The organism is Haladaptatus litoreus, from assembly GCF_900156425.1.
GTDB classification, from domain to species: Archaea; Halobacteriota; Halobacteria; order Halobacteriales; family Haladaptataceae; genus Haladaptatus; species Haladaptatus litoreus.
Map to the genome: position 1 here is coordinate 1,438,003 of NZ_FTNO01000001.1, position 22,601 is coordinate 1,460,603.

At 59.3% G+C, this 22,601-nt stretch carries 34 protein-coding genes; 17 read left to right on the top strand and 17 right to left on the bottom strand.

Annotated features, from left to right (window positions below):
- Nucleotides 1-5 precede the first annotated feature (5 nt).
- Nucleotides 6-731, top strand: a complete 726-nt coding sequence (locus BW974_RS07545; protein WP_076429411.1) for a ribosome assembly factor SBDS — start codon at nucleotides 6-8, stop codon at nucleotides 729-731.
- A 28-nt stretch (nucleotides 732-759) separates the two neighbouring features.
- Here BW974_RS07545 and BW974_RS07550 read toward each other — a convergent pair whose 3' ends face one another.
- Nucleotides 760-1,722: a DUF7972 family membrane protein gene (locus tag BW974_RS07550; protein WP_076429413.1), complete on the bottom strand. Its 963-nt coding sequence runs from the start codon at nucleotides 1,720-1,722 to the stop codon at nucleotides 760-762.
- A gap of 110 nt (nucleotides 1,723-1,832) precedes the next feature.
- On the opposite strand from BW974_RS07550, the gene BW974_RS07555 reads away from it, so the two are divergent.
- Nucleotides 1,833-2,930, top strand: a complete 1,098-nt coding sequence (locus BW974_RS07555; protein ID WP_076429415.1) for an AI-2E family transporter — start codon at nucleotides 1,833-1,835, stop codon at nucleotides 2,928-2,930.
- A gap of 93 nt (nucleotides 2,931-3,023) precedes the next feature.
- Here BW974_RS07555 and BW974_RS07560 read toward each other — a convergent pair whose 3' ends face one another.
- From BW974_RS07560 to BW974_RS07600, 9 genes are read right to left on the bottom strand one after another with little or no spacing between them, the layout of a single operon-like run.
- The gene (locus tag BW974_RS07560; RefSeq protein ID WP_245799953.1) at nucleotides 3,024-3,302 is read right to left on the bottom strand and encodes a PRC-barrel domain containing protein; all 279 of its coding nucleotides are present in this window, start codon (nucleotides 3,300-3,302) and stop codon (nucleotides 3,024-3,026) included.
- Nucleotides 3,303-3,354: 52 nt separating this feature from the next.
- Complete coding sequence (gene gvpM / locus BW974_RS07565; RefSeq protein WP_076429417.1) at nucleotides 3,355-3,603, bottom strand: gas vesicle protein GvpM; 249 nt, start codon at nucleotides 3,601-3,603, stop codon at nucleotides 3,355-3,357.
- Nucleotides 3,600-4,406: a gas vesicle protein GvpL gene (gvpL, locus tag BW974_RS07570; protein ID WP_076429419.1), complete on the bottom strand. Its 807-nt coding sequence runs from the start codon at nucleotides 4,404-4,406 to the stop codon at nucleotides 3,600-3,602. The genes gvpM and gvpL overlap by 4 nt, the downstream gene beginning before the upstream one ends.
- Complete coding sequence (locus tag BW974_RS07575; RefSeq protein ID WP_076429421.1) at nucleotides 4,399-4,716, bottom strand: gas vesicle protein K; 318 nt, start codon at nucleotides 4,714-4,716, stop codon at nucleotides 4,399-4,401. Before BW974_RS07575 ends, gvpL begins: the two co-directional genes overlap by 8 nt.
- Entirely contained in the window at nucleotides 4,703-5,086 is a 384-nt protein-coding gene (gene gvpJ / locus BW974_RS07580; RefSeq protein WP_076429423.1) for a gas vesicle protein GvpJ, read from the bottom strand. The genes BW974_RS07575 and gvpJ overlap by 14 nt, the downstream gene beginning before the upstream one ends.
- A complete protein-coding gene (locus BW974_RS07585) occupies nucleotides 5,079-5,861 on the bottom strand; it encodes a hypothetical protein (RefSeq protein WP_076429424.1) in 783 nt (260 codons plus the stop codon). Before BW974_RS07585 ends, gvpJ begins: the two co-directional genes overlap by 8 nt.
- Nucleotides 5,854-6,261 carry a gas vesicle protein GvpH gene (gene gvpH / locus BW974_RS07590; protein WP_076429426.1) on the bottom strand — a complete coding sequence of 136 codons (408 nt, stop codon included), beginning with the start codon at nucleotides 6,259-6,261 and terminating at the stop codon, nucleotides 5,854-5,856. Before gvpH ends, BW974_RS07585 begins: the two co-directional genes overlap by 8 nt.
- Nucleotides 6,261-6,515, bottom strand: coding sequence for a gas vesicle protein GvpG (gvpG, locus tag BW974_RS07595; RefSeq protein WP_076429428.1), 255 nt, complete (start codon nucleotides 6,513-6,515; stop codon nucleotides 6,261-6,263). Before gvpG ends, gvpH begins: the two co-directional genes overlap by 1 nt.
- Complete coding sequence (locus tag BW974_RS07600) at nucleotides 6,512-7,138, bottom strand: GvpL/GvpF family gas vesicle protein (RefSeq protein ID WP_076430291.1); 627 nt, start codon at nucleotides 7,136-7,138, stop codon at nucleotides 6,512-6,514. Before BW974_RS07600 ends, gvpG begins: the two co-directional genes overlap by 4 nt.
- Before the next feature lie 194 nt (nucleotides 7,139-7,332).
- On the opposite strand from BW974_RS07600, the gene gvpA (BW974_RS07605) reads away from it, so the two are divergent.
- Nucleotides 7,333-7,617 carry a gas vesicle protein GvpA gene (gvpA, locus tag BW974_RS07605; RefSeq protein WP_076429430.1) on the top strand — a complete coding sequence of 95 codons (285 nt, stop codon included), beginning with the start codon at nucleotides 7,333-7,335 and terminating at the stop codon, nucleotides 7,615-7,617.
- Between the two features lie 12 nt (nucleotides 7,618-7,629).
- On the opposite strand, the gene BW974_RS07610 is transcribed toward gvpA (BW974_RS07605), so the two are convergent.
- Together BW974_RS07610 and gvpO (BW974_RS07615) are read right to left on the bottom strand one after the other, a co-directional pair.
- Nucleotides 7,630-8,142, bottom strand: a complete 513-nt coding sequence (locus BW974_RS07610; protein WP_139328833.1) for a hypothetical protein — start codon at nucleotides 8,140-8,142, stop codon at nucleotides 7,630-7,632.
- A gap of 12 nt (nucleotides 8,143-8,154) precedes the next feature.
- Nucleotides 8,155-8,589: a gas vesicle protein GvpO gene (gene gvpO, locus BW974_RS07615; protein WP_076429435.1), complete on the bottom strand. Its 435-nt coding sequence runs from the start codon at nucleotides 8,587-8,589 to the stop codon at nucleotides 8,155-8,157.
- A gap of 234 nt (nucleotides 8,590-8,823) precedes the next feature.
- Here gvpO (BW974_RS07615) and gvpA (BW974_RS07620) point away from each other — a divergent pair, with 234 nt between their 5' ends.
- Nucleotides 8,824-9,072, top strand: a complete 249-nt coding sequence (gene gvpA, locus BW974_RS07620; protein WP_049970405.1) for a gas vesicle protein GvpA — start codon at nucleotides 8,824-8,826, stop codon at nucleotides 9,070-9,072.
- A 13-nt stretch (nucleotides 9,073-9,085) separates the two neighbouring features.
- The gene (gene gvpO / locus BW974_RS07625; protein WP_076429438.1) at nucleotides 9,086-9,601 is read left to right on the top strand and encodes a gas vesicle protein GvpO, halophile-type; all 516 of its coding nucleotides are present in this window, start codon (nucleotides 9,086-9,088) and stop codon (nucleotides 9,599-9,601) included.
- Between the two features lie 2 nt (nucleotides 9,602-9,603).
- Here gvpO (BW974_RS07625) and BW974_RS07630 read toward each other — a convergent pair whose 3' ends face one another.
- Nucleotides 9,604-9,924 carry an FUN14 domain-containing protein gene (locus tag BW974_RS07630; protein WP_076429440.1) on the bottom strand — a complete coding sequence of 107 codons (321 nt, stop codon included), beginning with the start codon at nucleotides 9,922-9,924 and terminating at the stop codon, nucleotides 9,604-9,606.
- A gap of 274 nt (nucleotides 9,925-10,198) precedes the next feature.
- On the opposite strand from BW974_RS07630, the gene BW974_RS07635 reads away from it, so the two are divergent.
- Nucleotides 10,199-10,555 (top strand): DUF2209 family protein, encoded by a 357-nt coding sequence (locus BW974_RS07635; RefSeq protein WP_076430292.1) that lies wholly within the window; start codon nucleotides 10,199-10,201, stop codon nucleotides 10,553-10,555.
- On the top strand, nucleotides 10,552-11,847 hold the full coding sequence (hflX, locus tag BW974_RS07640; RefSeq protein WP_076429442.1) for a GTPase HflX: 1,296 nt from the start codon (nucleotides 10,552-10,554) through the stop codon (nucleotides 11,845-11,847). Before BW974_RS07635 ends, hflX begins: the two co-directional genes overlap by 4 nt.
- Here the strand turns inward: hflX and BW974_RS25495 are convergent.
- On the bottom strand, nucleotides 11,844-12,008 hold the full coding sequence (locus BW974_RS25495) for a DUF7331 family protein (RefSeq protein ID WP_175609642.1): 165 nt from the start codon (nucleotides 12,006-12,008) through the stop codon (nucleotides 11,844-11,846). The two genes, hflX and BW974_RS25495, sit on opposite strands and share 4 nt — an antisense overlap.
- A gap of 248 nt (nucleotides 12,009-12,256) precedes the next feature.
- On the opposite strand from BW974_RS25495, the gene BW974_RS07645 reads away from it, so the two are divergent.
- Nucleotides 12,257-12,631 (top strand): winged helix-turn-helix transcriptional regulator, encoded by a 375-nt coding sequence (locus BW974_RS07645; protein ID WP_076429444.1) that lies wholly within the window; start codon nucleotides 12,257-12,259, stop codon nucleotides 12,629-12,631.
- A gap of 33 nt (nucleotides 12,632-12,664) precedes the next feature.
- Here BW974_RS07645 and moaC read toward each other — a convergent pair whose 3' ends face one another.
- Together moaC and BW974_RS07655 are read right to left on the bottom strand one after the other, a co-directional pair.
- A complete protein-coding gene (gene moaC / locus BW974_RS07650; RefSeq protein ID WP_076430293.1) occupies nucleotides 12,665-13,192 on the bottom strand; it encodes a cyclic pyranopterin monophosphate synthase MoaC in 528 nt (175 codons plus the stop codon).
- Nucleotides 13,185-14,609, bottom strand: a complete 1,425-nt coding sequence (locus BW974_RS07655; RefSeq protein WP_076429446.1) for a bifunctional ADP-dependent NAD(P)H-hydrate dehydratase/NAD(P)H-hydrate epimerase — start codon at nucleotides 14,607-14,609, stop codon at nucleotides 13,185-13,187. Before BW974_RS07655 ends, moaC begins: the two co-directional genes overlap by 8 nt.
- Nucleotides 14,610-14,747: 138 nt before the next feature.
- Here BW974_RS07655 and BW974_RS07660 point away from each other — a divergent pair, with 138 nt between their 5' ends.
- From BW974_RS07660 to BW974_RS07685, 6 genes are all read left to right on the top strand, one after another.
- Nucleotides 14,748-15,677 carry a complex I NDUFA9 subunit family protein gene (locus tag BW974_RS07660; RefSeq protein ID WP_076429447.1) on the top strand — a complete coding sequence of 310 codons (930 nt, stop codon included), beginning with the start codon at nucleotides 14,748-14,750 and terminating at the stop codon, nucleotides 15,675-15,677.
- 109 nt (nucleotides 15,678-15,786) lie between these two features.
- On the top strand, nucleotides 15,787-16,329 hold the full coding sequence (locus BW974_RS07665; RefSeq protein ID WP_139328834.1) for a hypothetical protein: 543 nt from the start codon (nucleotides 15,787-15,789) through the stop codon (nucleotides 16,327-16,329).
- An 84-nt stretch (nucleotides 16,330-16,413) separates the two neighbouring features.
- The gene (cyaB, locus tag BW974_RS07670; RefSeq protein ID WP_076429451.1) at nucleotides 16,414-16,959 is read left to right on the top strand and encodes a class IV adenylate cyclase; all 546 of its coding nucleotides are present in this window, start codon (nucleotides 16,414-16,416) and stop codon (nucleotides 16,957-16,959) included.
- A gap of 59 nt (nucleotides 16,960-17,018) precedes the next feature.
- Nucleotides 17,019-18,218, top strand: a complete 1,200-nt coding sequence (locus BW974_RS07675) for a methionine adenosyltransferase (RefSeq protein WP_076429452.1) — start codon at nucleotides 17,019-17,021, stop codon at nucleotides 18,216-18,218.
- A gap of 99 nt (nucleotides 18,219-18,317) precedes the next feature.
- On the top strand, nucleotides 18,318-19,487 hold the full coding sequence (gene thiI / locus BW974_RS07680) for a tRNA uracil 4-sulfurtransferase ThiI (protein ID WP_076429454.1): 1,170 nt from the start codon (nucleotides 18,318-18,320) through the stop codon (nucleotides 19,485-19,487).
- 85 nt (nucleotides 19,488-19,572) lie between these two features.
- Complete coding sequence (locus BW974_RS07685) at nucleotides 19,573-19,947, top strand: CBS domain-containing protein (protein WP_175609643.1); 375 nt, start codon at nucleotides 19,573-19,575, stop codon at nucleotides 19,945-19,947.
- Between the two features lie 281 nt (nucleotides 19,948-20,228).
- Here the strand turns inward: BW974_RS07685 and BW974_RS07690 are convergent, their stop codons facing one another.
- Nucleotides 20,229-20,519, bottom strand: a complete 291-nt coding sequence (locus BW974_RS07690; RefSeq protein WP_076429456.1) for a helix-turn-helix transcriptional regulator — start codon at nucleotides 20,517-20,519, stop codon at nucleotides 20,229-20,231.
- 86 nt (nucleotides 20,520-20,605) lie between these two features.
- Between BW974_RS07690 and BW974_RS07695 the strand changes: the two genes are divergently transcribed.
- The 3 genes from BW974_RS07695 to BW974_RS07705 all read left to right on the top strand — a co-directional run bounded on the left by BW974_RS07695 (nucleotide 20,606) and on the right by BW974_RS07705 (nucleotide 22,600).
- The gene (locus BW974_RS07695; protein ID WP_076429458.1) at nucleotides 20,606-20,875 is read left to right on the top strand and encodes a DUF7111 family protein; all 270 of its coding nucleotides are present in this window, start codon (nucleotides 20,606-20,608) and stop codon (nucleotides 20,873-20,875) included.
- Between the two features lie 134 nt (nucleotides 20,876-21,009).
- Nucleotides 21,010-21,822 carry a diadenylate cyclase DacZ gene (gene dacZ / locus BW974_RS07700; RefSeq protein ID WP_076429460.1) on the top strand — a complete coding sequence of 271 codons (813 nt, stop codon included), beginning with the start codon at nucleotides 21,010-21,012 and terminating at the stop codon, nucleotides 21,820-21,822.
- 1 nt (nucleotide 21,823) lies between these two features.
- Nucleotides 21,824-22,600 carry a mechanosensitive ion channel domain-containing protein gene (locus BW974_RS07705; RefSeq protein ID WP_076429462.1) on the top strand — a complete coding sequence of 259 codons (777 nt, stop codon included), beginning with the start codon at nucleotides 21,824-21,826 and terminating at the stop codon, nucleotides 22,598-22,600.
- Nucleotide 22,601 lies beyond the last annotated feature (1 nt).

Below are 22,601 nucleotides of genomic sequence, written 5' to 3' on the forward strand. Positions count from 1 at the left end.
CGGGTATGATTTCACTCGAAGAGGCAGTGACGGCGCGTCTGGAATCTCACGGCGCGCGGTTCGAAGTGTTGGTAGACCCCGACGCGGCACTTGCCATCAAACGCGGCGAGTTCGACGGCGACATCGAGGACGTCATCGCCGCAGAAGACGTGTTCGAGAACGCAAGTCGGGGCGACCGACCCGCCGAAGAGGATTTGGAGACGGTCTTCGAGACGACAGACCCGCTGGAAATTATCCCCCAAGTCATCGAGCGCGGGGAGATTCAGATTACGGCGGAACAGCGCAAGGAGATGCAGGAGCAAAAGCACAAGCAGTTGGTCAACCGCATCACGCGCAACGCGGTCAACCCGCAGATGGACAACGCTCCGCATCCACCGGAACGCATCGAAAATGCGCTGGAGGAAGCGGGATTCACCATCGACCCGATGGAACCCGTCGGCCAGCAGGTTGACGACGCGCTGGAGGCGCTTCGTCCGGTGATTCCGATTCGGTTCGACGAAGTGACCATCGCGGTGCAGGTGCCCGCGGACTACGCCGGAAGTGCGCAAGCCCGGATTCGACAGTTCGGCGATTTGGAGCGCGAAGAGTGGCAAAACGACGGCTCGTGGGTCGGCGTCATGACGTTCCCGGCCGGGATGCAAAACGAGTTCTACGACCTCGTGAACGAGCACACGAGCGGCGAGGCCGAGACGCAAATAATCAAGGACGAAGACGACCTGAAAACGCGGTAGTCGAAATCGAACGACCGACTCGCCCGAACTATTCGGCTTCTTCTTTCGGCGGGACGAACGGCCCGACCGAAACCGTGTAGCGCGCAATCGTCGCAACGCGGAGGATGTAGGCAATGAGCACCGCGAGCGGGCTGACGATAATTCCGAACCCGAGGATGACGACGATCGAGAGGTCGGGTTGACCGATGTACGCGCCCGAACTCGACTTGTACAGGAGGGTGAGACAGATGGTGGTAACGAACGCCGCGAGACCGGAGTAGGCGACGAACCGCGAGAGTCGCGCGAGGTCTTGTTGGATGGCCAGCGTTTTGAAATACTGCCGGGCGATGGCGATGGCTTTGAGCAGTTCGAAGATGTCTTCCAGTTCCGACTGTTCAGATTCCGAAAGCTCGTCGCCGAACTCGTTTCGAACGTACCGAGTCGCGGCCATGAACTCGGCGTACTCCGTGCCGACGATTTCCGAGAGGACGCCCACCATGTTGTCTTGGTTCTGGACTCGCTCGCCGATGGTCTCCGCATAGGAGGCGAGTGTGGTCTGATACTCACCCGCTTCGTCGTCTATCGAGGAGAGGTTGAGGTTCGCCGTTCGGTCGTGAATCGTCTGGAAGACGAGCGCCAGAAAATCGGTCGGGTCGGTCGGACTGGACGACCGCCCGGCGATTTCCTCGACTGTTTGGCGAAATTCGAGCGTCCCATCGAGTCTGTCCGTGAGTTCGTTCGGCGACCCGAACACGCGCGAGAGGATGAGTTGGTTGATAGAGAGCGCGACCGTGATGAGCGTGAGCAGTCCGGAGGCGATGCCGCTCGACAGGAGACTTCGAACGGCACTTTTGAACCCCACCGAGATGGCCCCGACAGCGGTGAGGGCGGCGAGAATTGCGACGACCGCAATACAGATTCCGGCAGTGAGAACGAACCGGTTTCCCGAGAGCAGCACCCATTCCCCGACTCCCCCATCGTCGTCCGGATTGGCGACGGATTCATCTAACATCTTTCCCTACTACTGCTCACCCGATAAAAAAGCGAATGGCCGGGGAAATGGTACTATCATCAGACCACGCAAGCAGAAATTTTTGTCGGAAGGTCGTTTGGACACCTACAATGCAACTTCCCGAAACTCGGTCACGAGCCGGTTGGTGGGTTCTCGCACTCGTTTTACTTTCGAGTCTGCTCTTCGTCGCCTACTCCATCGTCGGCACGCTCGTTCTCGGCCTGTTCATCTACTATGGGTCGCGTCCCGTTTATCGCCGCGTGTCGGGGCGCGTTTCATCCCGAAATATTTCAGCGGGAGCGACGCTTCTTTTGGTGTCACTGCCTGCACTGCTGTTGGTCGCGTACACCGTTGCGGTCGGAATACGGGAACTCAGCGCGTTCACGGGCACGGGTATCGAAACCTACTATGCACAACTCGTTCCGGGTTCGAACAACGTCCCCAACGTGCTTTCCAATCCCCAAAAACTGCTCGGGTCGAACCTCGGCCAGTTCCGCGGTGAACTCACGACCGCGATTCAGTCGCTCGGAGCGGTCGCTCGCGGCCTTCTCCATTTCTTTTTGGCCGTCACGCTCGCGTTCTTCGCGCTTCGAGACGACGACCGCCTCGCGGACTGGTTCCGCGACGAGGTGGGCGAAGATAGCGCGCTCGTCGCGTACCTCTCGGCGGTCGATAGCGACCTTGCCACGGTGTACTTCGGCAACGTCCTCACCGTCCTGCTCGTGGGCGTTGTGGCGACGGTCGTATACAACGGATTCGCGTCGGTCGCCCCCTCGGGAATTTCGTTTCCCATTCCGACCCTTCTGGCGCTGTTGACGGGACTCGCAACCTTCGTGCCCATCGTCGTCGGCAAACTCGTCTACGTTCCCGTGACCGCGTATCTGGGCTGGCAGGTGTTCCAGACCAACCCGCGACTGTTCTGGTTTCCGTTGGCGTTTTTCCTCGTCTCGCTCGCCGTCCTCGATTTGCTCCCGCAGATGGTCGTCCGACCCTACATCTCGGGTCGGACGACGCACACCGGACTGGTGATGTTCGCTTACGTTCTCGGCGGTATTCTCTTCGGTTGGTACGGTATTTTCCTCGGCCCGTTAGTGCTTGTCCTCGTCACGCAGTTCGCCGGACTCGCGTTCGGGGATTTGGTTCGCGGGGAGAAAGTTACGGCACAATCGTCGCTCTCCATCGGTTCCGACCCGTCGAAAAAACAGTAGCGCGGTCGCCGGACGGCGCGATTGCGCGCCGTCCGGCGAGACGATTGACTTTCGTGAATTGAAGCCTTCTGAACCGGAGCCTCGGGTGAAAGCCTACTGGCTCAAGCGAACTTCGTCGTCCGTGATGGAGTCCACCATCTCTTCTTGCAGTGGATAGGTGTCCTCGCCCGTGTCTCCCCACCCGAGTTTCGATTTCACTTTGTCAGTGATGCCCGGACTTGGATTGATGTGGGCCGTCCCGTGTCGGACTTCCTCGACGATGCCAACTTCGTCGCCGGTTTGGTCTACTACCTTCTTCCCCTCGTCGTCGTCCGTGATTTGGGTTGTTGCCATCGCAGTCGTGATTGCGCTACCGTTATCAGTAGTCGCCATGGTTGCCAGTGCAGGTTGCTTATACGACGAAAAATAGCGGTTGGAATCCGTCTCAACCCTTCCCGGGAAGCAACGGGTGGTCGTCGGGTGCCTCGGCGAGTTTGCGCTGTACCGCGTCCCACTCCTCGAAGTAGCCGTAGTCCGTCATCGTGGACATCCCGGCGATTGCGGCGCGAAGGCTCAGGCCGACCAGCGGAATATCCGCAACCGTGATGACCACGTCCGCTTGGATGATGGCCCCGTCCCGAAGGAGCACGTCGAGCAAATCCACGACGGCGTGGTCGTCTTTCGTCGGTTTCATGCCTCTAACTCCGGCGCGAACGAGTAGGGCGGCCACGGCCCGGTAAACCGCACTTCGACGCCCGGGTCTGCCGCGATGTCGTCCAGCACCTCCCCGATGTTGGTTTCGCGTTCCTCGTGCGCGAGGAACGCGACCTGTACCACCTCGTCGGACGACCCATCGCCGAGAACGCCACTGCTCGAATCCAACACGTCGAACTCCCGAGCGAGCGGGGAGAGTTCTTCACGAAGACGGTTCGTCAGCGCCTCTTTACGCGCCTGTCGAAGGTCGCGGATTCGGGTGTCGTACTGCTTTTCGAGCAGGAAGGCGGTTCCCTCCTCCGAATCGTCGATTCGTTCGCGCAAGTCGGCTAACTCTTCGTCTTCGGATTCGAGTTCGTCCCGAACCTGTTCTTCGTCCCACGCCACACCGACGCGGTACTCCCAGTGGCCTTCGAACTCGGCAAGATGGCGTTCGAGCGTGTCCTGCTGGTCGGTTATCCACGCCCGAACGCGCTCGTCGTCGCCTTTGAGAATCGTATCGAAGCGGAACGGAAGCGGTGTGCCAAAGGTCTGTCCCGCCGTGTCCACTACCTCCTGATGCGTCAGCAACCAGTCGCGTACCGTCTCCAAATCGTCCGTGTCGTAAGGCGACTCGCACCCTTGAACGACCGCCCCGACGCCGTTTTCGGTGAGGACGGTGACGGGTTCGCCGTCGATTCCCGACATGGAAAACGAATCGTCCGAATCGCCATCTCGGTCGTCTACCGCGACCACGCAGTAGAGGTAGCGCCCTGTTTCGAACTCCTCGACTTGCTCAGTCACGGAATCCCTCCAGTCCGGGTTCGCGGTTCGCGACGTCGACCAGCGCGTCCGTCAGCAGGTCGTCCAAATCGCCTCGGAGGTTTTCTACGTCGCGCTCGATTCCTTCGGACTCTTTGAGACGTTCGATTTCGTCTTCCAGCGCCATCAACTGCGACCCGAGACGTTCGATTTCTTCCGGAGAAAGGTCGTCGTACTCCATCCGCCGAACCGCCTCGCGCTCCAACGCATCGACCAGCAGTTCGACCACTGTGATGACGAGCGAAATGAGTCCCTTTCCCGCGTCGTCCTCGTCTATCTCAATCGCCGTCATGCTCCGCCTCCGCGGTCTGTGTCGGTTCTTCTTCCGCCTCCGCTTCGTCCTCCTCTTCTTCCTCGCTGTCTGTCGATTCTTTCTCGGAATCGTCGCTGCTCGCTTCGACGGGGACGGTTTCCGTCTCGGCGAGTTCCTCTACTCCTGCGGCCTCGTTGACGCGCTCCATGTCGGTGCCTTCCGGAAATTCGAGTCCGTACTGCGCCGCCGTCTCGAACGACGCGATGGCGGCCCGGAGTTTCACGCCGAGCAGTTCGGTTTCCCCGACGGTCACGACGATGTCGGCGTTGATGACGACACCCTTGTCTAACAGCAGTTCGAGCATCTCCGCGAGGTCGGATTGACTGCGCGTTGGCCCGGTTTCACGCATCGTCTTCCTCCTCGAATCGTCTGCCGTAGATTCGTTTCGAGTTCGGGGCCGAGGAGTATCGCGTCTCCGTCGGAACGGTGGAGAAATGCGTCGCTTTCCCCATGTCCGGGCGTGAACCTGCCATCGTGGAGTACGCCGTCGGGTTGCGCGAGTTCGGTTGGCCAACGTTCCCCTTCGACTCGTTTTCTTCCTTGATTGCGGCGAGTTTGTTGCGCGTTTCGAGCAGTTTTTCGCGGAAGGATTCGACGCTGTCGTGGAGTTCCGACTGTATCTTCGACTGGTATAGTTCCGAATCCATCTCAGTGTTGCCGGGGCCGTCCATCCCGACATCCATGTCGGTGTCCATCCCTGACAGCATTCCGTCGTCCTCGCCGTCTCCCTCCGAATCACCCGTGTAGTCGGTGACGGCGTCCTCGAACTCGCGGGCCTCCCGCCAGAGTTCCCGCATATCCGTCGAACTCCACAGTTCGCGGAGTTCGAGCGCCCTGACGACTCCTATCGTGTCGATGGCCTCCTTCGGGTCACCCTCCGAAATCGCATCTGGTAGGTCTTCTACGTCGATAGCCTTCGGCACGTCCCCCGCATCGACGATGTCCGGTAGGTCGGTTAGGTCGAGTTCGTCCAGTACGTCCTCGCCTTCGTCCAGTAGTTCCCAGAGTTTCGTCGCTTCGGCCGACACGTCTTCGAACGAATCCGACGATTCGAACGCCGATTCGAGACGGCTAATTCCGGACTGGACGTTTTCGGTGAACGTTTCGAGTCGGTCGCTATCCATCGTGCGTGTCCCCCTCGATTCGTAGTTCGAGTATCTGGTTGTTGTACGTCGCTTTCTCCACGACGGCGTTTTCCCACCGGAGTCCGAGACGTTTTATCGGTCGTTCTTCTTCCCGGATTTCTACTACATTCGTCTCGTCGTCGAACGTGACCGTGAGGTCGTCCTCCGACACTCCCGGAAGGTCGATTGCAACGACGAGGTCGTCTTCTTCTCTCCGAACGTCAGTCAGATACTTCGGGCGGTGCGTTTGCTGCCGAGGGCGCTCCGACTCGGCAGGGCCGAGCGATACAGCATAGCTGATTCGCCCGCCAGTGCCGCCGATTTCGCCGGTGTGTGTTCTGGTCGTGCTGTCTTCTGCCAGCGCGTTCGCCAATCGAGCCAGTCGGTTGATGAGTCCCATTATCGTTTTACCTCGACTTTGCCGCTCCGCAGTCGTTCGTGGGCGTCCTCCGCGATTTCGAGTCGTTCTTCGAGTGTCGCTTTCTTTCGTTCGTACTCCTCGTGCGACAGCTCGCCGATTTCGTACAGCAGGTGTGTCTCCTTGAGTTCGTCCTGTACTCCTTCGATGTCGTACATCTCGTCAACCGCCAGCGAGTGGAGCACGTCCGCGATGGAGACGAGCGGTCTGAACAGCAAATCGTCTACGAGAATCATCGCTGTGCCCCGATGTGAATGTCCACGAAGTTGTACGGTGCCCACGGGCCAGTGTACTGGACGGTGAGGTCGTCGTACTCCTCGCGCACGTCGGCGACTGCGTCATCGAACGCTTCCCGGTCGTCCATCGCGACGAGATACGAGCGATTCAGGACGAGGCGGTCGCTGAACAGGTCGTCTTCCGTTTCGCTCTCCGCGAGCGCCGAGAGGCGTTCTCCCACGTCTTCACGGATGCTGTCCCGCGAGTAATCCGCGTCTTCGTCGGCGACGAGTTTGACACCAAGTTCGACGTGCCCGTCAACCTCGCGGAGAGCTTTTCTGAAAGCTCGCATCGCGCTCCGGAGGACACTCTTCAGCGTGCGGTTGTCCTTGAACGCCATGCCGAACTGCATCGGCACGACAGCGCCGACGTCGTCGCGTTCGAGCACTTGCCGAAGCACCTCGTCGTGGGCTTTGCTGTCCTCGTCGGTTCGTTCGGGGTCGGTGGTGTCGATGTCCGAGACGACCGCGGAGAGCGACTGGTAGTCCACAGTGTACACTCGGTCTGCGCCAGCAACCGCATCGGCATCAAACTCGAAGTCGGCCTTTTCGACAACTCCGTAGACGTATCGGTTCGAACTCATCGTTAGTGGTAGGGCGTCCGCTTTCCCTTGCTGTGACGTGACGCCGCGTGCGTTAATAAGTCGTGTGGCGGAAACTGCAAGCATGCGCCTCGTTCGTCCTAAATCATTGGACTTCGGGAGGGTTGGTATCCGCTTCCGAGAGCCTCAACGTTCAGGTGGATTCGTCCCGTAGGGCGTGTGCGGGGTGGTGAACAATGACACGAGAGGAACCGAACACCTCGAACTTCGTGGAAGTACTGGACAGAATCCTCGACAAGGGAATCGTCATCGACCTGTGGGCGCGCATCGCCATCGTCGGACTCGAATTGATTACCGTCGAAGCGCGCATCGTCGTCGCGTCGATAGATACGTTCCTGCACTACTGCGCGGAAATCGGTGCAATCGAGAGCGGAGACATCGACGCCGTAATCGAGAGCGGAGACATCGACGCCGTAGATGTGCCGAGCGATGTCCCACATCGAGAGGCAGTTCCCGCCTGACGTCCGACCGTATCACTGCGCCGCTTTTCTTCGTTCGAGTTCGTCGAACAGGTCGTTCGCCAACGACCGGAGGTCGTCGTCGGAGAGGTCGTTCAAATCGGGTTTTCCGCCGGACTCGTCTTCTATCTCGGTTTCAGGTCCCTCGTTCTCGGTTTCTAGTTCGGCGTCTTCGACCACTTGGTCGCCGCGGATATCCGCAGCGGCAAGGATTTGCCTGGCCTCCCGTCTGCTCACGTTCAAGGCATCTTGGACTCGCTTTCGAAGTCGTTCCTCCTGCGACACCTTCGATTTTTCCCCCTCCGGTCGGTTTTTGACCCGCATTTCGAGCGACTTGCCGAGTTTTCGCCCGACGAGCATTCCCACTCCACATCCGACAATCCCCCCAATATTTCGACCGAGCGAACCCCCATTCGCGCGGTCGTCGGACAACTGGTCGTCCGACGGCTGAGCATCCGAATCGTCCTGTACGGCCGCTTCGAGCAGTTCCGGTATCGACTGCGTGTTTTCACCTTCGTTTTCGCTCATGGTTGTCCCCATTCAGCGTTCATCGGCGGCAATCGCGTCGCGTTGGTGGTCGAAGCTCGCCCGTCGGTATCGTCCAGCGCGACCGTACCCTTCGACGTTCCCCGCCGCGTCGAGACTGATGACGTATCTCCCGAGAATGTCCTGTGTGTCGGGAATCGAATTTCGCTCGACGACTTCCGCGACGACGCGCCAGCCTTCTCCACCGAGGCGTTCGACTTCCACGACGCCGTCGAGCTGCGAATCGGTCAACGACCCCGCGACGGTTCGCCCCACGTCCCTCGCACCGCGAACGTCTAATTTACCGGTCGGTGTGGGCCGTTCCGAATCGTCCGTCCCGGACTCGTCGTTTGCGCGTTCAGCGGACTCACGAGACTGCTCGACAGCGTTTTCGAGGCGAGAAAGCACGTCGTCGAACTCGTTGCTTCTTTCGTCTGCTTGTTCGCTCATCGTTTTCCCCCGCAAACGAGTCGAGACGGAGGATGATAACTCGTGTGCCTCCCGAGGAGTTTACTCGATGGTTCATTCGGGAACCCCGATATTAGATGCTTCCAGCGCTCTCCATCGTATTTCCAATTTTATCGTTTCGTGTGCTTTATAAAGCCCTTGCAACGGCGGCCCCAACCGTGATATATGGTTCTGCACGACTACGTACCATCGGGAGCAAACTCCCGTCGATAACCAATGGTACAAGCAGGACCTGACACCTCCAGTCTCGCAGACGTTCTAGACCGCATCCTCGACAAAGGCGTCGTCATCGACGTTTGGGCACGCATCTCCGTCGTCGGCATCGAAGTGCTGACGGTCGAAGCGCGTGTCGTCGTCGCATCTGTGGACACGTTCCTCCACTATGCGAAGGAAATGTCGAGGATAGAGCAAGCAACGGCATCCGACGATGTCAGCCTCGAAGAAGTCGAGGTCGCACCGTCATAATCACGTCGTAGCCATGTCGGAAGTAGAGCAGTGCCGGGCACTCACAGAGGGCGGCGAGCGATGCTCTCGTCCGGCACAAGACGACGGTTTTTGTCACCAGCACGATTCGAGCGACGAGACGATAGACTCTGCTGATGAAAGTGCGGATAGCGACGATGGCCAAAAGGACGATACCCAGAACGATGGTGATGAACACGAGGAAAACGACGTGAGCCAAGAAACTGAAGAGAGTGACGAAGAGACGGAACAAGAAAGTGCTGCGCAGAACGGCGAGTTCGACGTGATGGCCGTCAGGGGAACGATAGAAGACGTTGCCAGCGACCTCGTCGGCCATCCACTCGACGGAATCATCGAAATAAGCGAGGACGACGACGGGTGGCAAGTCGTGGTCGAGATGGTCGAGCGCAGTTCGATTCCGGACACGCAGGACATCCTCGGACAGTACGCTGTCTCACTCGACGAGTCCGGAAACGTAACCGGCTATCGACTGCGAGAACGGTATCGACGGGGAGACGACCGCGAACAGTAAAATTACCCTTTTCTAAAGCCGAGCATGAAACCGCCGACGAATCCGGCGCTCACGGAGAGCGTCGAGAGGAGGGTCGTAACCCACGACGGCGGCGCACCGGTTTGTGCGGCCTCGGTCGATTTGAGCATTCCAGCCGAGAGCTTGTCCCAGTCGACAGACATGATTCCGCGCGATTCGAGAAACTTGAACAGGGCGAGTTCGAGGCCGACGATGACGGCGATGAGTTTGGCGACCTTCTTCGCGGCGAAACCGATGATACCACCGATGAAGGTACCGCCCCCGAACTCCAGTCCGAGTTGTTGTGGCTCTATGCCGAGTTGCATGTCCGATTCAGGATAGCGACACATTAAGAATTTTGTGGTTTATATATACAGACAAGTCGGTAGTCTGGTACAGTAAATTCGAAGTAGCGCTATGCGTCGAAGTGGAATGACAACAATAATCTGAAATATGCGCGTATGAACAGATAGAACAGCAATACCCGACTCCCGTTCCGAGTCGGCGGGAGATTGAAGAACCAGCGTGGCTTACGGGCGACTGTGTACGGAAACGTGGCACGAATCGTGGTGAAGGCCCGGCACGGCTGACGTGGTCGGCATCGACATCAGTGGCCGTCACGAGGAAGACGGCGAATACCTGATGGTAGCCGCTGCCGTCCACGCAACCGTCGGAACGACGCGCGTTCAAAGCATTCGGGGGATGGGGTTCGCGGTCAGTCACGAACCACCGACGCTTTCGGCCATTACGGAACTCGTTGCCGATGCAGTCTGTGATCTCCCGGAACCGGCAGACGGCCCGGTCGTCGCCGAGCGCGGCGAGTTTTACGAAGAACCCGACTGGATGGTAGAACAGCATTTCGAACCTGAATTTAAGTACGTTGAGAGCATAGCTGAACGTGAAACCGTGCAGGCCGCACACCACGCCGCATACTCCGCCCGCAAACTACTCCTATGAAAGCGATACTGGCAAAACGAGTAGACTCAGGAACTGCCCACACGGACGAACTACGGGACTTGACCCACGCCGCTGGCTACGAAGTCGCTGGCGAACTCACGCAGTCGCGCGAGGAGGACGCCGCGTTCCAGTTCGGCGAGGGAAAAGTCGCGGAACTCGTCCAGACCGTGACTGCAACCGAGGCCGAGTTGGTCGTCTTCGACAACCAACTCGGCCCGTATCAGACCTACAACCTCGGGCAACGGTTACCAGACGGAACCAAAGTAATCGACCGGTTCCGACTCATCCTCGAAATCTTCGGTCAGCGCGCGCAGACGCGCAAAGCCCAGTTGCAGGTCGAGTTGGCCGAACTGCGGTACGAACTCCCGCGCGTCGAGGCGAAGACGAGTCTCGCGAAGCGCGACGAGCGCCCCGGATTCATGGGGTTGGGTGAGTACGACGAGAGTCACGAACAGGACATCAAAGACCAGATCAGCCGAATCAAAAACGAACTCGACGCCATCGCGGACAAGGAAGCAGACCGCAGGCAGAAACGGCGGGAGTCCGGGTTCGACCTCGTGGCACTCGCGGGTTACACCAACGCTGGAAAATCCACCCTTCTCCGGCAGCTCTCGGAGGAGTTGGAAATCGGCGCGAACGACGACCTGCACCCCGACCTTGACCCGACGGCGGAGTCCGAAGACCGCCTGTTCACCACCCTCGGGACGACCACTCGCAAGGCGGCAATCGACCGACGGGACGTGCTCGTCACGGACACGGTCGGGTTCATCAGCGACCTGCCCCACTGGCTGGTCGAATCGTTCAAATCCACGTTGGATGCGGTGTACTACGCTGACCTCGTCCTGCTGGTCGTGGACGTGAGCGAACCGATAGACGAAATCCGCGAAAAGCTGGTCACCTGCCACGATACGCTGTACGAGCGAAATCAGGCACCCATCGTTACGGTGTTGAACAAAATCGACGCCGTGAGTGACGAGGAACTCGAAGAAAAGCGAAAGGCGCTGTCCGCACTCGCGCCGAGTCCGGTGGCCATCAGCGGACAGGCGGGAACGAACATCGAGGAACTAAAACGCCGTATCGACATCGAACTTCCCGATTGGCAGTTCGAACGGTTGGTCATGCCGATGACCGACGGAACGATGAGCGTCGTCTCGTGGGTTCACGACCACGGAAGTGTCGAAGATGTCACGTACACCGACGACGAGGTGGTCGTCGAGTTCGAGGCTCGACCATCTATTGTCCAACAATCGCGGGCAAAGGCGAGCGATTTGACGGCAGTTCCGTCGGCTTAAATCATCGAGGAAAGCGCTACAGCCCCGTTCGAGCGAATCCACGCGGTGTTTTTCTTCCGGTCGTAGATCAAGACCGCGTCGTCTTGGACTTCCAGTTCGGCGTATCGGTCGTTGTCCCGGCCGTCTCGGGAATCGTCTGCTTCGTATTTGCTCGGGGTCATACCAGTGAGTAGCGTGTCGTTATCGACTTACCCTACAGTAGTAGGTAGCAACCAGATAGTGATAAGTGTTACCTATTGTCAAACTACGACGGTATTCGCTAGGAGGCGGTCGGATTAGAAGGTTTCGGTGGAAATCATCTTTCGTATCTTCCTGTTGTCCCATTCCCGAGAACTCGACAAAATAGATTACTAGTAGTAAGTCGATTTCGAAACGTAACTTTTTGTTGCTCGGATTCCTGGATCAGTCCATGAACGACGATGCCGAGCAGCTGGAGATGTGGTGTGCGGGTGAAGACTGGTGTCCAATTACCACGACGGCGAATCTCGTCGGAAAGAAGTGGCATCCCGTTATCGTCCACCGACTGCTACAGAACGGCCCACTCGGATTCAACGCACTCAAAGAAGACGTGGACGGTATTTCGAGCAAAGTTCTTTCCGATAGTCTGGGAGATTTAGAACAAAAACGGCTGGTCAATCGCGACATCGTGAACGAGAAACCGGTTCGCGTCGAATACTCGCTGACACAGATTGGAAAATCTTTGCAACCCGTCATCTTCGCTATGCGCGACTGGGGAGCGGAGTATCTCGCACCCGCAGCGGACAAAAATTCGTCCGTCGCGTAACTGCCAATTCCCGCGTGCCCTCCCGCGCTCACCTTATCCCGAGATGGTCTGCTTTACCTTCTCCACCACTCGAACGTTGCGAATAGCGGTGTCGGGATAGTTTCCATCCGCGTTCTTTTCCGCTGCTTTCACCATATCCCAGACGACGTTCAGTCCGGTCGTGACTCCCTCCAACGCTTCCATCTCACAGCCGGTTTTTCCGGTTGTCTCGACAGCAACCGTGAGCACGACGTAGTCATCGTGCACGGAGAAATCGATATCCACGTTCGTAATCGGAATCTGGTGGCACATCGGAATCGTCTCCCACGTATGTTTGACCGCCTGCACAGCGCCGATTCGTGCGGTCGCTAGCACGTCGCCCTTTTTCACGTCGTTGTCCCGAATCGCCTCGATAGTTGACGGCTGGAGGTGAATTTCTCCCTCCGCGACCGCTCGACGGGCGGTGTCCGGTTTCCCGCCGACGTTCACCATCTGCACCTCGCCGGAATCGTCGGTGTGCGTCAGTTCGTCGTCAGTCGATTTTCGGTCGGTCACCCTCTCGTCTGTCGAATCTTCATTCATCGTCGTCACCCCAGATTGCGCGGGGAACCGTCTCCAACATATCGGATGCGAGCAGACCCTCGCCGTATTCGTCGTACAGCAAGTCACCTGCTCGTCCGTTGACGTAGGAACCGACGCAGGCGGAATCGAAGGCGTCCGCGGTTCCGAAGAGTCCCGCGACGATTCCGGCGAGCACGTCGCCCGTTCCGCCGACTTTCATTCCCGTGTTCCCAGTTCGGACGACTCGCGTCCGCTCGCCGTCCGAAATCACGTCAGTCGCGCCCTTCGCCAGCACCACGTGGCCGAGGTCGCCTGCGAGCGTCTCGATTTCGTCGGTTACCTCGCGCAGGTCGTCCGCCTTCGGGCCGCCCAACTCCGCGAGTTCCTTTCTGTTCGGCGTGCAGACCAACGTCGCGTCCGTATCGAGATCAGGCACTGCGGGAAGGGCGTCGGCATCGACCACCGCCCGGCCGGAAAACGATTCGAGGAACTGGACTGCGGCCTCGATGGTTTCGTCGGCGTTCCCCAGTCCCGGCCCGAGAACGACCGTATCGTCGTACGATTCGGCCGTTTCGACCAGCCCATCGACCTGTTCGGGCGTGAGTCGGTCGCCCTCGTAGGGTTGGACGATGAGGTCTTCCGCGTAGCCCTGAATTTCGCCTGCCACGGTGTCGGGTGCAGAGACGAACGAGAGGTCTGCTCCCGCCCGCAATGCGGCCTGTCCGGCCAGTGCTGGCGCACCTGTGTACGGGCCGCCGCCGATGACGAACGCGCGACCATCCACGTCACCGCGAACGCCGTGGAGGTCGCCCGGCCCGACGAATTTTTCCGCGCCGGACGGGATTCCGATGTCCGTGACGGTCACGTCGCAGTCTAAATCCGCGAGTCCGGGTTTCGTGTCGTGGAACGTGACGACGCGGTCTGCTTCGACCGCAGTTCCGTCGGCTTCCCCGGTATCCGCGTTGATTCCGGACGGCACGTCAACCGCGAGAACGGCCGCGTCGGAGTCGTTTATTTGCTCGGCGGCGGTCGCCTCCGGTTCGCGGAGCGCGCCGGTCACGCCGGTTCCGAGCATGGCATCTACGACGAGGTCACAGCCGGGCAAATCGAGATTCCGTGAGTCGGTCACTTCCGTCGCGTCGTACTCCGACTGCCGGAGTGCCTCCCAGTTCTCGCGGGCAATGTCCGTGCCGATGGTTTCGGCGCGCCCGAGCAGGTGGACTGTCACGTCGTACTCCTCCAGAAATCGAACCGCGACGAAGGCGTCCCCGCCGTTGTTGCCCCGGCCTGCGACGACGACGATTTTCTCCCCCGGTTCGGCGATTTCCCGCACTTCGCGGGCGATGGCGTTGCCGCTCGACTCCATCAACTGCTTGCGCGGGACGCCGAGCGCCTCGGCGTTTCGGTCTACCGCGGCCATCCTGTCTGCGGAAATCATACGCGGTTGTTCGCCCGGATTCGGGGTTAACGTTGTGGGTGTGTGGTGGATTGGACAGTCCGTTTGTGTCACCGACGACAGACCATGTCCAACACGTCAGGGGGTGACGTAAAGCCCCTATGCATCGAAGTGGGAAGTATGCGAGTACTCATCGTCGGCGGCAGTGGTTTCGTCGGAACGGCTCTCACAAAGGAACTCGACGCGCGCGGCCACGACGTGACCGTACTCGCGCGGTCGCCCGAGGAAGCAGACCTCCCCGCCGGCGTCGAGACAGTTTCGGGTGACGTGACCGACTACGACTCTATCGACGGCGCGTTCTCGGAACAGGACGCCGTTGTCAACCTCGTCGCGCTCTCCCCCCTGTTTCAACCCTCCGGGCCGGGCCACGAGGAAATCCATCTCGGTGGAACGAAACACGTCGTCCGCGCCTGCGAGGAACACGGCGTCCCGAAACTCGTCCAGATGAGCGCCCTCGGCGCAGACCCGGACGGACAAACCGCCTACATCCGGACGAAGGGCAAAGCCGAGGAAGTCGTTCGGGATTCGTCGCTCGACTGGGTTCTCGTCCGGCCCTCCGTCGTGTTCGGCGACGGTGGTGAGTTCGTTTCCTTCACGAAGTTCCTGACCACGCCCTACGTGACGGGACTCCCCGGCGGCGGAAAGACGCGCTTCCAACCCATCTGGGTCGGCGACCTCGCGCCCATACTGGCCGACTGCGTGGAGGACGATTCGCACGTCGGGCAGACGGTCGAAATCGGTGGCCCTGAAGTTCTCACCCTCGCCGACGTGACGAAACTCGCCTATCGCGCGGAGGGGAAATCGGTTACCATCCTGCCGATTCCCATGCCGCTCGCCGGAATCGGCTTGAGCCTCGCCGACCCGCTTCCGTTCATCCCGATGGGAGGCGACCAGTATCGCTCCCTGAAGTTCGACAACACGGTCGCGGAGAACGACGTTTCGTCGTTCGACCGCGACCCGAGCGATTTGCGAACCCTCGCGGAGTATCTCGGTGTCGAAGACCGCTCCGGTGCAAGTGCGGCAGGCGGAACGACGCCGGGAACGGCGTAACTGCCGTTTCGCTTCCCGCTTCGGTCGGTTCCACCTCCTCAACCCGAAACTAACAGCTGAATATTAACAGCTGAATAATAAGATACAGAAACGGCGTAGGGACCACTGAATGAATCGGAGGATGAAAATCGGTCTTCTCAGTGGCGCACTTCCGTCGATTGCCGGCCTGTTTGGATACTTCATCATCCCTGCGCTGTCCGGTAGTTACTATTGGCACGAGTTGGGGTACCTTCCCTTCCGAACACTCACTTCGAAGCCCTACTCGTATCACGTCATGGTATTGGCGGTGCCTTCGTTCGTCGGAATGTTCGGCGGAAGCCTGCTGGTACGCAAAATCGGAGAGGGTTCGAAAACGACCGACGCGATTCTGTTCACGGCACACCACTCCGTTCCAGTCGCAACCGTACTCGGACTGTTCGTCATCGGTATTCTGCTTCCGTGGTTGGGGCTGTTTCAGAACCCATCGGAGGCAGGGTCTGCCGCTCTTTTTCTCGTATTCTACACTCTGATGGGTTTCGTCATCGGTCTCCTCCTCGCCGCAATCGCAGTCGCCTACGTGCTGGTCGCGGTGTTCATCGGGAGCATCAGCGGCTACGTTCTCGCGTGGGCGTTTACCCGAGGATGGGAGACGATTGAGCGACGTGAGGGATAATCGAACAAGACCCTCTTCACTTATCTCACCTCGTTCCACCGTTTTTCCACACTCCTTTTGCTCCTCCCGGCCATCCCCTCGAACATGTACGAGGTCGAAGTGAAGGTTCGCGCCGACCACGAGGAGGTTCGTGACCGACTGGACGAACTCGGTGCGAATCCGCTCGGCAAAGTCACGCAGGAGGATTTCTACTACGACGCGCCCCACCGGGATTTCGCGGAAACCGACGAAGCTCTCCGGGTTCGTCGGGAAGCGGGAGACGAAGAAACCGTGGAGGTCGTGACGTACAAAGGCCCGTTGGTCGAAGAGGAGTCGAAGACGCGCAAGGAACACGAAACCGTCGTCGGCGACGGCGACACCGTGGATGCACTGCTGTCCGCGCTAGGGTTCGACGCGACCGAAACAGTCCACAAGGAGCGCGAGCGATTCGAACTGGACAGCTACATCGTCACGCTCGATTCGGTAATGGGACTCGGCGAGTTCGTAGAGGTCGAAGCCGAGGCGGCGGAAACGGATGTGGAATCCGTTCGGGAGGGGGCGTACGATGTCCTCACTGATTTGAACCTCGATCCGAACGAACAAGTCCGCACGTCGTACCTCGGTTTGCTCCTCGCCGATACGGGAGAGTAATACTGGCACGCCAAACCGTTTCCGCAAGTTATAGAATCCGTGACTGAGAACCTGAGATAATGACAGAGCGGAACATTCAGGTGGAACCTATCGACCGCCGGGCAGTCGAAGACCAGGACATCGAAATCGTCGAGCGAAAGGGAATCGGCCACCCCGACTCTATCTGTGACGGTATCGCGGAGGCAATTTCTAGCGCACTCTCGCAGGCGTATCTCGACCGCGTCGGGAAGGTGCTCCACTACAACACGGACGAAACGCAACTCGTCGCGGGCAGTTCGAACCCGCAGTTTGGCGGCGGCGAAATGGTCGAGCCCATCTACATCCTCCTCACCGGGCGCGCGACCAAGGAGTACGAGGGAACCAAAATCCCGACCGACACCATCGCACTGGAGGCGGCCCGCGATTACCTGAACGAGAACATTCCGGAACTCGACGTCGGCACGGACGTCATCCTCGACGTAAAACTCGGCGAAGGCAGTGGCGACCTCCAGAGCGTCTTCTCGGAAGACGGTGCCACGGTTCCGATGGCGAACGACACGAGCTTCGGCGTCGGCCACGCTCCGCTTAGCGAAACCGAGCAAATCGTCCTAAACGCGGAAGACCGACTCAACAACGAGTTCGTCGCGGAGTACCCCGCGCTCGGCCCGGACGTGAAAATCATGGGCAAGCGCGAGCGCGACACAATCGACGTGACCGTCGCCGCCGCGATGGTGGATTCCTACATCGACAACCGCGACGAGTACGACGAGATGGTGGAGAACGTCCGGGACTACGTCCACGGCGTCGCCGAGGAGTACACCGACCGCGAGGTGAACATCCACGTCAACACTGCCGACACCGAGGATAGCATCTACCTCACCACGACCGGCACGAGCGCCGAAATGGGCGATGACGGGTCGGTCGGTCGGGGCAACCGCGCAAACGGCCTCATCACGCCGAATCGCTCCATGAGCATGGAAGCGACGAGCGGGAAGAACCCGGTCAATCACATCGGAAAAATCTACAACCTGCTAAGCACCAGCATCGCGGAAACCGTCGTTTCCGAAGTCGATGGCATCCGCGACATGCGGGTTCGCCTGTTGTCCCAAATCGGCCGCCCAATCGACGAACCACACGTCGCGGACGCACAGGTCGTCACGGAAGACGGCGTCACCCTCGCCGACATCGAAGACGACATCGTCGCAATCGTAGACGAGGAACTTGCGAACGTGACGACCATCACGGAACGCGCCGTCAACGGCGACGTTCGAACCTTCTAACCGGTATCGAAATCGCAACTCTTCTTCGAATAGATATTTGCCTTCGAATCGCTACCCGTCTTCGACACTCGTTTATTGTGGCTTCTGCTATGGCCGTCTATGCACCCGTCGGGAGCCGACACCGTCCTCGTTCGGCACGGGGACGTGGGCGTGAAGAGTAGGAAAGTGCAGACCGAGATGGAGCGACGGCTCCGCGACAACATGGCCGCGATTCTCGAAGATAGAGATATCGACGCCGAAGTCGAACGGCGCTGGTCGCGCCTTCTCGTCCACACGGACGAGCAATCGGTCGAAGAGGCGACGACTGCCGCCGCGGACACCTTCGGCGTTCAGTCTGCCAGTCCGGTAGTCGTCGTCTCGCCAGAACAGGAACTCATCGAAGAGACGCTCGCCGACGCCGCACAGGAACATTACGATGGGGGAACCTTCGCCGTGCGCGCCCGCCGCGCCTCGAAAGACCATCCGTTCACTAGCGCGGAACTCGAACGCAAGGGCGGAACCGCCGTCTGGGAGGCGGTGGAAAACCCCGAAGTCGATTTAGACGACCCGGACATCACGTTCTCCGTCGAAGTCCGCGAGACGGAAGCGTTCGTCTTCATCGAGAAGCGAGATGGGCCGGGTGGTCTCCCGCTCGGCACCCAGACGAAACTCGTCTCGCTGGTTAGTGGCGGCATCGACTCGCCCGTTTCGACGTGGGAGGTCATGAAACGCGGCAGTCCGGTGATTCCGGTCTACCTCGAACTCGGCGATTACGGTGGCGCAGACCACGAGGCCCGCGCAATCGAGACAGTTCGGAAGCTCAAAAAATACGCCCCGAATCACGACATGCGGGTTCGAAAAGTCCCCGCAGGCGAGGCGATGAATCGCCTCGCGGACGAAGTCGGCCCGGCCCGGATGCTCTCGTTCCGGCGGTTCATGTACCGCGTCGCCGAGCACATCGCCCGCGAGGAATCCGCCCACGGAATCGTCACGGGGGAGGCTATCGGACAGAAATCCAGCCAGACCGCGCGCAACCTCGGCGTGGTGAGTGCCGCGACGACGATGCCGATTCACCGGCCCCTGCTCACGATGGACAAAAGCGACATCGTCGCCTGCGCCCGGAAAATCGACACCTACACCGATTCCACGATTCCGGCGGGCTGTAACCGCATCGCGCCGGATTATCCCGAGACGAACGCCACCCTCGAAATCGCCCAAAACGCCGACCCCGATGGGATTTTCGAGTTGGCCGAGGAGGCCGCCGAGAACGTCGAACTCGTCGAGCTTTGAGATGCTATTGTTCGACGAATTTGAATAGCTAGAACTCTGCCATCCGATGAAAACAACAATAGTCCTTGGTATCGTTCGTAGTCGTATGAGCACCGACGACCGAACCCGAGTCAAAGACATGATGTCGACGCCGTTGAAGACTATTTCTCCGGAGGCAACGGTCACGGAGGCCGCCACAGTGATGCGTGAAAACGAGATTAGTGCGTTGGTCGTGACGACCACTCCGCGGGCAATAATCAGCAGTTCCGACGTACTCGACGCCGCTGCCAACGGTTTAGACCCCACCGAGTTGCAGGTTTCGGACGTGATGACGACGGACGTGGAGACTGTTACTCCCGACCTCTATATGGAAGAGGTCGCAGCGATGATGACTACCTTCGGTATCAAACATCTTCCTGTCGTCGATGGCGATTACGTCGGGATGGTTTCTTCGACTGACGTTACTGCTCTCCTCTCCTAACGACTCAAAACCTCCGCGGGTTCAGCAGTGAGCCGGATTATTCTGAGGTGAGCGCAACTCTCGAAATCGCGGAGAACCGGATAACTCGTTCGTATCTCCCGTGTCGGTACGATTGGTAACCTGCGCAATCGCGACTAACGCAGGTTGGTCATTTGCGCGCTATGTGATCACGACTCCACCGAAATCGCTGCGACGAAACCGACAGTGCGAAATCGACACCGGTGACCGTCTGTCGGGAGCGAGCCACGACGACAAACACCGTCATTACACCGTTCTGAATATCACTCCGAACCGTCGTGTTCTACCTTCTCTTGCATCCACTGAAGTTGCTCATGCAAACGCCGTTCCCCCACGTCAGTCAGTGAATACACGTCGTACAGACCCTCAACCCGCTTTTCGACGTGGCCTGCCTCCACGAGGCTGGTCAACGTGCTGTAAAATCGCTTCGGGTCGAGCTGTGTGTCGTAGTGCGATTCGAGACGGGATTTGAGTCGCTGGCCGCGGAGTTCCCCGGCCTCCGCGAGCAGAATACACATGTCGCGCCGAGTGCCGCTTTGGTGCCATCGCGTCATGGCTCAGTCGACACAGTCCTCGGACACCTACCTTTTGCTTCGGTGGAACCGATACCTTCGACTGCCCTGCCTTCGAATACCAATCTATGACCACGATTTCGGAAAACGGAATATCGGCGACCTATTTCGAAACCGACCACGAGCGCGTCCTCGAATTTTCTCGTGACGGGCGAACCGCGGCAGTTGCACAAAATATCGAGGGGTACGGCATGCTCAAAGTGCGCGACACGCCGGACAGCCCCGAAATCGAGCGGTACTACGGCTTCGACATGGCGCTCGACCACGCGGCGGAACTGCTCGGCGTGAAACCGACCGATTTGCCGGTTCCCGACCCCGGCGCCGATATGGGTATGTAAGATTTTCGAGTTGTGAACGTAGATGAGGATGAAAACCTCTCGAATCCACGAGGAGGGTCGTATTCATAAAAAGAAATCACGGGTGACATATACCCCCGCAAACCTTTTCTCCGGTGATTGAGTGACCTTCTATAATGACTGACCTGAGCGAACTTCTTGAGGACCTTGTCAGTGGCGTTGACGCGGTGTTCCTCTTCTCTCCAAGCGGGTCGTACTACGAGCGGTTCGCCGACCTGGACGGTCCTGACCTGGTTGTCGTCGCCCCCGACAACAACGTCGGCGCGAGCAACTACGTCGAACTGCCGTTGGAGTTCGACAACGTGAAAGACCGCATCCGATTCGGCATCGAGGGAGCTATCGACCACGGACTCGCGGAGGACGGCGACGAACTCACCTGTATCGCCAGCATGTTCGGTGATAGCATCGACACCGTCACCCGAACCCGAGCGAACGAGGAATCCCACTCCGGCATCTACGACCTGTTCGCCAACTCACGGGCCGACCCCGGCGTCATCCGCGACGTGTTCGAAGTCGCCATCGAACTGGGGAAGAAAGGACAGAAAGGCAAACCAGTCGGCGCGCTGTTCGTCGTCGGCGACGCGGGCAAAGTAATGAACAAGTCGCGCCCGCTTTCTTACAACCCATTCGAGAAATCGCACGTCCACGTCGGCGACCCCATCGTGAACGTCATGCTGAAGGAGTTCTCCCGACTGGACGGTGCCTTCGTCATCTCGGATTCGGGGAAAATCGTCTCCGCCTATCGCTACCTCGAACCATCCGCCGAGGGGGTGGACATCCCGAAAGGACTCGGCGCTCGCCACATGGCGGCGGGGGCGATTACGCGCGACACCAACGCCACGGCAATCGTCCTCTCCGAGAGCGACGGCCTCGTCCGGTCGTTCAAGGGCGGTGAACTGATTCTCGAACTCGACCCGGAGGGGTATTAGGATGCAACCCGATTGGCAGGTACTTCTCTACGAGGAGTACCGAATCGTTCTCGCCATTCTCATTCTCATCGCTGGCGGTGTCGCGGGCTACCTCCTCGGTCGGCTGAACCGGCGCATCCTCCGGGCAGCGGGCGTCCACGAAGTCGTGGAAGGAACACCGTTCGAGCGCACCGCCCGGAGTCTCGGAACGACGACCGTCTCGCTCATCGCCCGCCTCACCTCGTGGTTCATCTACGGCGTTGCGATTTTGCTCGCGCTCAACACCGCGGAACTGCCGCTGAGCACGCAGTTGTTCTGGCAGATTATCCTCTTTACCCCGCAACTGTTCGTCGCGGCGCTGGTGTTCATCATTGGATTCGTCGTCGCCGACAAGGCGGAGTTGATGGTCAGCGAGCGACTGCGGAGCGTCAAACTCCCCGAGGTGAGCGTCCTCCCGCGAATCGTCAAATACAGCATCGTCTACGTCTCCACGCTCATCGCACTCAGTCAAGTCAACGTCGCCACGCTCACCCTCATCGTCCTCTTCGCGGCCTACGTCCTCGCCGTCATCGTCTTCGGGGCGGTGGCGTTTTGGGACTTGCTCCGCTCTTCTGCAGCGGGCATCTACCTGCTGCTCAACCAACCCTACGGCATCGGCGACGAGATTCGCGTCGCTGGCAATCAGGGCATCGTCCAAGAGATCGATATGTTCGTCACCCACATCGAAAACGACGGCGAGGAGTTCATCCTCCCGAACCATCTCGTCATGCGGAACGGTGCGGTTCGACTGCGGAACTGAG